The sequence below is a fragment of the Methylophaga sp. genome (assembly GCF_030651745.1).
On sequence record NZ_JAUSCC010000084.1, the window covers coordinates 1 to 10361 of the forward strand.

The window sequence follows — 10361 nt, forward strand, 5'->3', positions numbered from 1 at the left end:
TGCTTGCAATAACCGCGTAACTGTTGCAATAAATCCATAATTCAACGACCTGACTGATTGAGTTTGATAGAATGGTGAATTAATTTTGTCCAGACCTAATATCAGACAACTTAGCTGAAGGCTGTAAAGTTTAACAGCATACAACACGACTCCTTAATTATGCATCTTGTCACTTACGGCATTAATCACACAACCGCTCCGGTTGCTGTGCGCGAGAAGCTTAGCTTTGATGCTGATAAACTGCCTTTGGCTTTAGCGTCACTGATGTTAAATGACAGTGTGATTGAAGCGGTCATTGTCTCAACCTGCAATCGCACCGAAATATACTGTCACCTTGACGTGGATTATGACAATAGCGTCTTGCTATGGTTGCATAACTTTCAGCAACAAGATGCGAATACCTTACAGTCCTATCTTTACCACTATGAAGGCGCTGATGCGGTAAGACACTTGTTCCGGGTTGCCTGTGGTCTGGATTCATTGGTGCTGGGTGAGCCGCAAATCCTTGGTCAGCTCAAAACCGCCTACACCCAGGCTTTGAATGCCCATGCGCTGGGTAAATCACTTGGAAGACTGTTTCAACATGCCTTTGCCGTTGCCAAACAAGTACGTACTGATACCGCGATTGGCAATAGCCCGGTTTCCGTCGCATTTGCAGCGGTAAGTCTGGCTAAACAGATCTTCAGTAATCTGGCCGAATCCACCGCCTTATTAATCGGTGCCGGTGAAACCATTGAACTGGTGGCGCGCCACTTGTTTGATAATGGCATTAAACGGCTGATTATTGCCAATCGCACGGTTGAAAGAGCCCATATGCTGGCAACCTCAGTGAACGGTTATGCCATCAGTTTAAGTGAAATACCCGCTCATCTAGCCGAAGCTGACATCGTCATCAGCTCGACTGCCAGCCAACTGCCTATTTTAGGTAAGGGTACGGTTGAAAGCGCCCTGAAACAACGTAAACGTAGACCGATTTTTATGGTGGATATTGCCGTACCTCGTGATATTGAAGCCGAAGTCGGCCAGCTGGAAGATATCTATCTTTATACCGTTGATGATCTGCACGACATTATTGAAGAAAATTTACAATCTCGCCGGGATGCGGCTAAGCAAGCTGAAGAAATCATTGATACCCAGGCCGATCATTTTGCCGGCTGGATGCGTAGTCAGGATGCCGTTCCGGTCATTAGAGCGATTCGTGATCAGGGACAATTACTCAGCATGCAATCAGTCGATAAAGCCTTACGTCAACTGGAGCAAGGCATGAATGCTGAAATGGTCATGACTGAACTGGCCCGCACGCTGACGAATAAACTATTACACGAACCCAGTAGACAACTGCGGCTGTCAGCATTTGAATCAGATGAGAATAATCCAATGATCGATGCTGCCCGCCGTTTATTTAACATTAAGGATTGATCTGTGAAAGATTCCATCAGGCATAAACTTGAAGCCTTGGTTGATCGCCATGAAGAGATCAGTGGTCTGCTTTCAGACCCCGAAACCATGGCTAATCAGAATAAATTCCGCACGCTATCCCAGGAATATGCCCAGCTTGAGCCCGTCGTGAAACACTTTGGTCTGTATTTGCAAACCTTAAGTGATCTGAAAGACGCCCAGGCGATGATGCAGGAAAAAGATCCTGAGTTACGTGAAATGGCCAAAGAAGAACTGGCCATCGCCGAAGAAAAACAGGAACAGCTGGCGATTGATTTGCAAAAACTGTTGTTGCCTAAAGATCCCAATGATCAACGTAATATCTTTCTCGAAGTACGTGCCGGTACCGGTGGTGATGAAGCGGCGATCTTTTCCGGCGATTTATTCCGTATGTACAGCCGTTATGCCGAGATTCGCCGCTGGCAGGTTGAAATCATCAACGCTCAGGAAGGTGAGCACGGTGGTTACAAAGAGATCATTGCCCGGATTGTTGGAGAAGGTGCCTACTCGCGGTTGAAATTTGAATCCGGTGCACATCGTGTACAACGGGTTCCGGAAACCGAATCTCAGGGCCGTATCCATACTTCAGCCTGTACGGTAGCGATTTTGGCAGAAGCCGATGAAATTGATCAGATTGATATCAACCCGGCCGATATCAAAATGGATACTTTCCGTTCATCCGGTGCCGGTGGACAGCACGTAAACACCACCGATTCAGCAGTGCGTATTACCCATATTCCAACCGGCATCATCGTGGAATGTCAGGAAGAACGCTCGCAACATAAAAACCGCGCCAAAGCGATGTCAGTTTTACAGTCACGCATTATGGCGGCTAAGCAGGAAAAACAAGCTTCAGAGCAGGCAGAAACCCGCAGATTGTTAGTGGGTAGTGGCGATCGCAGTGAACGTATTCGTACCTATAACTATCCTCAAGGTCGAATTACCGATCATCGAATCAATTTGACGCTATATAAGCTCGACGAAGTGATGTCAGGACAACTGGATCAGGTCATTGATCCGTTAATCAGCGAATATCAGGCTGATCAGCTGGCGTTACTGTCCAAGGATTCCTAACCAATCCTGCGGTTGCAAATAGTGATCATATAACCGGGCTTCTGCTGAGCCCGGTTCGGGTTGCCAGTTATAACGCCATTTCACCAATGGTGGTAACGACATCAATATTGACTCGGTACGGCCACCCGACTGCAAACCAAACAACGTTCCGCGGTCATACACCAGATTAAATTCCACATAGCGGCCACGACGATACAGCTGAAAATCTCGCTGCTGCTCGGTATACGGCATGTCTTTGCGTCGTTCGACAATCGGTAAATACGCTGTTGTATAGCTATCGCCAACACTGCGTAACAAACCAAAACAATGATTAAAATCCGGCTCATTCAAATCATCAAAAAATAAACCGCCAACCCCGCGCGGCTCATTGCGATGTTTCAAAAAGAAATACTCATCGCACCATTTTTTATAATCATCGTAAACATTATCACCAAACGGCTCACAGGCATTTTTGGCAGTTTGGTGCCAATAAATAACGTCCTCATCAAAGGTGTAGTAAGGCGTTAGATCGTAACCGCCGCCAAACCACCAAATAGGTTCCTCGCCCGCTTTCTCAGCAATAAAGAACCGTACATTGGCATGCGACGTTGGTACATAAGGATTATGCGGGTGAATAACTAAAGAGACGCCCATCGCCTGAAAACTGCGTCCAGCCAGTTCTGGACGATTAGCCGTTGCAGATGGCGGTAAATTATCACCACTGACCTCGGAGAAATTCACTCCGGCTTGTTCAAACACCGCACCGTTATTCAAAACCCGGGTGCGACCACCGCCGCCAGCGGGGCGTTGCCAGTCATCTTCTATAAATTTTTCTTTGCCATCCGAACTCTCAACTTCTTTACAAATAGACTCTTGAAGCGAGAGTAAATACTCACGTACTGCATCAATATCAGGCGTACTCATCTTAGTATTTCCCCTGTTAATGCATCACGAATAGTGGATGGTTTAGTGGCACCACCTAATGCACCTGGCAGCACATAATCCAATTCGGGTAATTGCCAATGTACTTGATGCACATTTTTTGCCGGTTTGAGACCAGTAAGATTGGCACTGCTGGAAACCAGCGGACCACCAAAACGGCGACATAATTCTGCCGCTAAAGGATGGCCGGTCACCCTGACCGCCAAGGTATCGCGGCCACCTGTTAAAAACGGAGAAACATAATCGCGAACCGGTAAAAGCCAGGTATTAGGACCGGGCCAGCTTTGAGAAACTTTGGCGAGAATATCGGCGGATAAAGGCTGGATGAAATCCTGCAATTGATTAAAGTCAGCCGCAATCAGGATCAGCCCTTTTTCAAATGGTCGGCGTTTCATCGCCAGCAATCTGATGATGGCAGTTTCACTCCATGGGTCACAACCAACACCAAACACTGCTTCAGTTGGATAGGCAATAACACCATCATCATTCAGAGCATTACATGCCTGTCGCAATTGCCAATCAGAGAATTTCATATATTTCGCCGCTCTTCGCTACATTTAGAAACAAAATTAAATACTTTGCCGCTTTTTTTGCATCATTTGTTCGACAAACGGCGTCAAAATAACTTCTATCGCCAGCCCCATTTTCACGCCCGGCACCACAAGATTATTGGGTCGTGACATAAACGAATCTTTTAACATCGACAGGTAATAGGGAAAATCGGCCATCTTGGGATCTTTAAACCGAATAACACACAGACTTTCATCTGCGGTCGGAATTTCATGCATTACAAACGGGTTGGAAGTATCGATCAGCGGCACTCGTTGAAAGTTGATATGAGTACGGGAAAACTGCGGAATGATGTGGTGGATATAATCCGGCATGCGTTTGAGGATAATATCGACAACAGCATCCTGAGAATAACCACGATTCGAACAATCACGTTTGATCTTTTGAATCCATTCGATGTTGATCACCGGCACCACACCAATCAGTAAATCAGTATGTTGGGCGATATTCACTTCATCTGTGACGATACCGCCGTGCAGGCCTTCATAAAACAGCAAATCACTGTCATCATCCAGCTGTTCCCAATCGGTAAACGTACCGGGTGGCTGATTAAATTTTACCGCCTCAGATTCATCATGAATGTAATGACGCTTTTCGCCGCGTCCGGTTTCTGAGTAGGTCCGGAACAAACTTTCCAATCTATCAAGACAATTGGCTTCCGGTCCGAAGTGGGTCAGTGAACGTCCAGCCGATTCAGCGGCTGCCACTGCGGCGCGCATCTCTTCACGGTTATATCGATGAAAGCTGTCGCCTTCTACCACCACCGGCTTAACATTGGTGCGGCGAAAAACATCCTCAAACGCACGTTTTACAGTGGATGTTCCGGCACCGGATGAACCCGTTACCGCAATAATCGGATGGGATACAGACAATTCAGCCCTCCTCTTAAAGTGGTAACTTATGCGTTTTGCTGTTGCTCGCGGGCCACTGCACGATAAGCGATATCAGTCCGGTAATAGGCATCTTGCCAGTGAATTTTTGCTACGCCAGCATAAGCCTGCTGCTGAGCAGCCGCCACACCATGACCCAGCGCGGTAACACATAATACGCGGCCACCAGCAGTAACGACGTTACCTTGATCAAATGCTGTTCCGGCATGAAATACGCGAGTATCCGCCGAATCCACTACATCCAAACCTGTAATTACATCACCTTTTTTATAACTGTCCGGATAACCACCAGCAGCCATTACCACGCCAACTGCAGCACGTGGATCCCATTCAGCAGTGACTTGATCCAGACGTTTATCCAAAGCGGCTTCACATAACTCGACTAAATCAGAAAGCAGACGCATCAAGATTGGTTGAGTTTCCGGATCGCCAAACCGGCAGTTGTATTCCACTACCCGTGGCGCGCCCATTTCATCAATCATCAGGCCCGCATATAAAAAGCCAGTGTATGGTCGACCGTCTGCGGCCATGCCTTTTACTGTAGGCACAATCACTTCACGCATTACCCGGTCAAACACGGTATCGGTGACCACGGGCGCTGGAGAATAAGCTCCCATGCCGCCAGTATTTGGTCCTTTATCGCCGTTATCACGTGCTTTATGATCCTGAGACGTTGCCAACGGCAGAATATTTTCGCCATCGACCATCACGATAAAACTAGCTTCTTCGCCAGCCATAAAGTCTTCAATGACAACACGATGACCAGCTTCGCCAAAGGCATTGCCGGATAACATATCTTCAACGGCAGCGATGGCTTCTTCAACCGTCTGCGCCACGATAACGCCTTTACCTGCAGCCAGACCGTCCGCTTTTACAACGATGGGCGCGCCACGTTCCAGAATGTATTCAATCGCATTAGAGATATTGGTAAAGACTTGATAGGCAGCTGTGGGAATTTGGTGACGGGCAAGAAAATCTTTGGTGAAGGATTTAGAGGCTTCCAGTTGTGCCGCTTCCTTACTCGGGCCGAAACAGCGTAAACCGGCTTTTTCAAAAGCATCAACCACGCCTTTGACTAATGGAATTTCAGGGCCGACAACGGTTAAACCGATATCATTCTGCTGCGCAAAAGCAACCAGCGCATCAATATCATCAACCGCAATGGCGACATTGCTGACACCTTCTTCGTTTGCGGTTCCCGGATTGCCCGGGGCAACAAAAACTTCACTGCAACGCGGTGATTGTTTGAGTTTCCAAGCCAGCGCATGTTCACGACCGCCACTACCAATGACCAGAACTTTCATTATCTTGTTGCCATACCTGCTAAAAGAAACGGCCAATGATACCGTAGATGACTGTATAACCAAATATTAATAGGTGGGCATTACAGTCCAATAATCGCCTGAATATGGCGCAGATTGTAACTGTGCCGACTTTTCATTATTGTGATGAACAAGACCTAAGTCAGGAAATAATTTGTGGAAGATTTAAAAACCTCGGAAGCCTGGCGGGTTTTCCGTATTCAATCAGAATTGATCGATGGCATCGAAACGCTCAACGGGCTTGGCCCCGCAGTGTCTATTTTCGGTAGTGCCTGTTTACGTGAAGACTCGCCGTATTATCAAGCAGCTAAACAAGTGGCTCAGTCACTTTCACAAGCTAAATTCTCGGTGATTACCGGCGGCGGTCCCGGCATTATGCATGCGGCCAATGCCGGAGCATTCAAACAAGGCTCACACTCGGTCGGCCTTAACATTGAATTGCCAATGGAGCAGCAACCCAATCCAAATCAGGATATCAGCCTGAGTTTCCGTTACTTTTTTGTCCGCAAACTGATGTTTGTTAAATCATCAATGGGCTATGTGGTCTTTCCGGGCGGCTTCGGCACACTGGATGAATTCTTTGAAGCATTAACGCTGATCCAAAGCCGCAAAATACGCCACTTTCCCGTTGTTCTGTTTGGTTCAGAATATTGGAAAGGGCTGATTGACTGGCTACGTGCTGAAGTTCTGCGTATCGGCTGTATTCAAAACGAAGATCTGGAGATCTTCCATTTAGTCGATACCCCCGAAGAGGTTTTGCCAATCATTCAGAAACATTTTGCCGACCTCGGTGCACATCCTGAAGATGATCAGCGTTTTCCTGTCTGATCTGGATCAATAAAACCGGCGTTAGCCACTCGCGATAAAAAGCGGCTGTTTATAATCATTTGCCACACTGTTACAAGGCTTTGGTTATGCAAAATCAGTTGATCGTGAACCGCCAACTTATTCAGAAATACGATACGGCCGGGCCAAGATATACCTCGTATCCCACCGCGCTGGAATTTCACGAAGACTTCAAAGCAAAACAATTCGTGCAACATGCCGAACTGTCCAACCAGCGTGGCGGGCCGCTGTCTTTGTATTTCCATCTGCCGTTTTGCGATACCGTGTGTTTTTATTGCGCCTGCAACAAAATCATCACCAAAAACCGCGATCATGCCGCGCCATATCTGGAAAACATCTATAAAGAACTTGCCCTCAAAGCCGCATTAGTCGATACCAACAGACCGGTAACGCAACTACATTGGGGCGGTGGTACGCCTACCTTTATCAGTGAACAGCAAATGCAGGAGCTGATGGATGAAACCCGGCGTCATTTTCATATTGCTGACGACGCTGATATTTCTATTGAAATCGATCCGCGCGAAGCTGACGCCAATACCATCGCTCTGTTAAAGAAATTAGGCTTTAACCGTATCAGTCTCGGGGTGCAAGATTTTGATCCGGCTGTGCAAAAAGCCGTAAACCGCATTCAATCAGAAGCCGAAACACTTGCCGTGATTGATGCCGCTCGTCAGCTTCAGTTTCGCTCTATCAGCATTGATTTGATTTACGGTTTACCGCTGCAAACGCTGGCGGGTTTTAATACCACACTAGATAAAATCATTGCCGCCGATCCGGATCGTATCTCGCTATTTAATTACGCTCACATGCCAAGCCTGTTTAAAACACAGCGTCAGATTAAGAGTGAAGACTTACCTACTGCCGAGCAAAAACTGAGCATATTGCAGCTGTCTATCGAGAAATTAACTCAGGCTGGCTACCAATATATCGGTATGGATCATTTCGCCAAACCCGATGATGAACTGAGTCTGGCCCAGCAACAGAATCGTTTACATCGAAATTTCCAGGGCTACGCCACCCATGCCGAATGCGATCTGATCGGCTTTGGCATCACATCGATTGGCAATATTGGCGACGCCTATGCTCAGAATGTAAAAACCCTGCTTGAATACGATAATCTGCTCAAACAAAACCAACTGCCGTTAATGCGTGGTCTCAGCCTGACAGATGATGACAAACTGCGCCGCAACATCATCACCCGTTTAATCTGTGATTTTGAACTGAGCATTGTGGAAATCGAACAGGATTACGGTATCCAATTTAAAGAATATTTCGCGGATGCATATCCTCAACTTGAAGAATTTGCCGAAGACGGCCTGTTGCAGTATAACTGGAAATCAATTGTGGTCTTACCCGCTGGACGCCTGTTAATACGTAATATCTGCATGGTGTTTGATAAATACAGTCAACAGACAAAACAGCGATTTTCCAAAGTTATATAGGGCTGATGCTGGAAAAAATCCGACAGTACTTCATATTCGGTCGATTAGGGGTAAAACTCTATGTGCTTGCTGTTCTTACCGGATTATTAGCCAGCCTTGCCATCATCCTGCTCAGACTCACCATTGAACATGGTCAAATGCTTTTATTGCCATCGGGCGAAGTCGATGGTTTTGCCAGCCTGCCTTGGTGGGGCCTGTTAGGTCTGCCTATTCTTGGCGGCCTGCTCATCGGCCTACTGTTTCGCGGTTTAACTCAGGAACAACGCACCACTGGCATTCTGCACGTTATCGAACGACTCTCAGCCTATGAAGGCCGTCTGCCCTGGCAAAATGCCGTTCGCCAATTCCTCGGCACCAGTATTGCGATTATCACTGGTCACTCTGTAGGCCGTGAAGGGCCGGGCGTTCATCTTGGTGCCGCCAGTGGCAGTTTATTAGCAAATGGCCTGGAGCTTCCAAACAACAGTGTTCGCGTCTTAGTCGCCTCAGGTGCAGCCGCCGCCATAGCAGCCTCATTTAATACACCTATCGCCGGGGTGATTTTCGCTATGGAAGTCATCATGATGGAATATTACATCGCCAGTTTTATTCCCGTCATTCTGGCTTCCGTCACCGGAGCAGTAGTCTGCCGACTGACCTTTGGTGACGATACCGTTTTTATAAACCTCAGTGCCCAGATGCAATCGCTGTGGGAACTACCCTATATCATTTTCCTGGGCCTCGTTATCGGTGGCTTGTCCACCATTGCATTAAAAACCCTGACGCTATTTACCAATCTCTACACCAATCACCCGTCGTGGTTACGTCCGGTTTACGCTGGAATTTTAATGGGCCTGTGCGGCATGATGGTGCCGGAAGTAATGGGCATGGGATACGGCATTATTGGCAGTATTTCCGCCAATGATATTGCCATCGGCACGCTGGTCATCATCATGGTGATGAAACTGCTGTTATCTTCTGCCACCGTTGGTCTGGGAATTCCAGCCGGTATCATTGGCCCAACCATGGTAGTAGGCGCCTGTGCTGGCGCTATCCTCGGCTACTTCGGTCAGTTGATATTGCCCAACTATGCTTCATCAATGACCTTTTATGCCGTTTTAGGCATGTGCGCGATGATGTCAGCCACTTTAAAAGCGCCGCTTGCTGCATTAATGGCCATGCTGGAACTCACCGGCAACCCGGAAATCATTCTGCCCGGCATGCTCGCTATCGTCTTTTCCAGTCTGATTACGCACGATTATTTCAAACAGGAACCGCTCTTCGTCAACATGATGCGAGTAAAAGGGCTGGATTTTCGCAATGATCCTATCTCGCAAACACTTCGCAAAATCAGTGTCGGCGCAGCGATGCAGCGCAACATTGCGGTGTTGAACCAGAAAGTTAATCGTGAACTGGCGCTGCATACACTCGAAAACAACCCTGAATGGATAGTGATCACCAAAGAACGCAACCCGATTGCGTTAATGCCCGCCAGCGACCTGGCCAGAGCGGTAAGCGTTAAAGAAGACGAAGATGAGTCGGAAATCGATCTGATGCAAATCCCGGCCTCACGACGCAATGTCCATAAAATCTCATTACATACCAGCCTGCATGAAGCCTATCAGGCGCTTGATAAATATGAAGTAGAAGCGCTGTATGTCAGTCGGCAAAGCACCCCGATGATCGACCGGATTTATGGGATTTTGACTAGAGAAATGATCGAAAGCCACTATCACGTACCCACTTCAAGCAAAAAATAACTGAAATGGGTATGAACAATTGCTCAATCTTGTTTATAATGTGCCGCTTGCTGCCCGGGTGGTGAAATTGGTAGACACAAGGGACTTAAAATCCCTCGGCTTTGCGGCTGTGCCGGTTCG

At 47.4% G+C, this 10361-nt stretch carries 9 protein-coding genes; 5 read left to right on the forward strand and 4 right to left on the reverse strand.

Features of this window, described 5'->3' with window-relative positions; genetic code table 11:
* Positions 1 to 159: 159 nt before the first annotated feature.
* Positions 160 to 1419: a glutamyl-tRNA reductase gene (hemA, locus tag Q7V21_RS10055; RefSeq protein ID WP_304917170.1), complete on the forward strand. Its 1260-nt coding sequence runs from the start codon at positions 160 to 162 to the stop codon at positions 1417 to 1419.
* Between the two features lie 3 nt (positions 1420 to 1422).
* Positions 1423 to 2511, forward strand: coding sequence for a peptide chain release factor 1 (gene prfA / locus Q7V21_RS10060; RefSeq protein ID WP_304917171.1), 1089 nt, complete (start codon positions 1423 to 1425; stop codon positions 2509 to 2511).
* Here prfA and hemF read toward each other — a convergent pair.
* Genes hemF through purD form a run of 4 tightly spaced genes read right to left on the reverse strand, consistent with a single transcriptional unit; the run spans position 2491 to position 6196 of the window.
* Positions 2491 to 3414, reverse strand: coding sequence for an oxygen-dependent coproporphyrinogen oxidase (hemF, locus tag Q7V21_RS10065; RefSeq protein ID WP_304917172.1), 924 nt, complete (start codon positions 3412 to 3414; stop codon positions 2491 to 2493). The two genes, prfA and hemF, sit on opposite strands and share 21 nt — an antisense overlap.
* A complete protein-coding gene (locus tag Q7V21_RS10070) occupies positions 3411 to 3965 on the reverse strand; it encodes a Sua5/YciO/YrdC/YwlC family protein (RefSeq protein ID WP_304917173.1) in 555 nt (184 codons plus the stop codon). Before Q7V21_RS10070 ends, hemF begins: the two co-directional genes overlap by 4 nt.
* 36 nt (positions 3966 to 4001) lie before the next feature.
* A complete protein-coding gene (locus Q7V21_RS10075) occupies positions 4002 to 4874 on the reverse strand; it encodes a phosphoribulokinase (protein WP_304917174.1) in 873 nt (290 codons plus the stop codon).
* Positions 4875 to 4900: 26 nt separating this feature from the next.
* A complete protein-coding gene (gene purD, locus Q7V21_RS10080; RefSeq protein ID WP_304917175.1) occupies positions 4901 to 6196 on the reverse strand; it encodes a phosphoribosylamine--glycine ligase in 1296 nt (431 codons plus the stop codon).
* A gap of 174 nt (positions 6197 to 6370) precedes the next feature.
* On the opposite strand from purD, the gene Q7V21_RS10085 reads away from it, so the two are divergent.
* The 3 genes from Q7V21_RS10085 (at position 6371) to Q7V21_RS10095 (ending at position 10241) form a co-directional block, all read left to right on the forward strand.
* The gene (locus Q7V21_RS10085) at positions 6371 to 7042 is read left to right on the forward strand and encodes a TIGR00730 family Rossman fold protein (protein WP_304917176.1); all 672 of its coding nucleotides are present in this window, start codon (positions 6371 to 6373) and stop codon (positions 7040 to 7042) included.
* Positions 7043 to 7128: 86 nt separating this feature from the next.
* Complete coding sequence (gene hemN, locus Q7V21_RS10090) at positions 7129 to 8502, forward strand: oxygen-independent coproporphyrinogen III oxidase (RefSeq protein WP_304917177.1); 1374 nt, start codon at positions 7129 to 7131, stop codon at positions 8500 to 8502.
* A gap of 5 nt (positions 8503 to 8507) precedes the next feature.
* Positions 8508 to 10241, forward strand: coding sequence for a chloride channel protein (locus Q7V21_RS10095; RefSeq protein ID WP_304917178.1), 1734 nt, complete (start codon positions 8508 to 8510; stop codon positions 10239 to 10241).
* The last annotated feature ends 120 nt before the right edge of the window (positions 10242 to 10361 follow it).

Bases quoted from the DNA above. Each gene is read 5' to 3' on its own strand.
- hemA (WP_304917170.1), top strand. From the start codon at position 160: ATGCATCTTGTCACTTACGGCATTAATCACACAACCGCTCCGGTTGCT.
- Q7V21_RS10095 (WP_304917178.1), top strand. From the start codon at position 8,508: ATGCTGGAAAAAATCCGACAGTACTTCATATTCGGTCGATTAGGGGTA.
- Q7V21_RS10070 (WP_304917173.1), bottom strand. From the start codon at position 3,965: ATGAAATTCTCTGATTGGCAATTGCGACAGGCATGTAATGCTCTGAAT.
- hemN (WP_304917177.1), top strand. From the start codon at position 7,129: ATGCAAAATCAGTTGATCGTGAACCGCCAACTTATTCAGAAATACGAT.
- purD (WP_304917175.1), bottom strand. From the start codon at position 6,196: ATGAAAGTTCTGGTCATTGGTAGTGGCGGTCGTGAACATGCGCTGGCT.
- hemF (WP_304917172.1), bottom strand. From the start codon at position 3,414: ATGAGTACGCCTGATATTGATGCAGTACGTGAGTATTTACTCTCGCTT.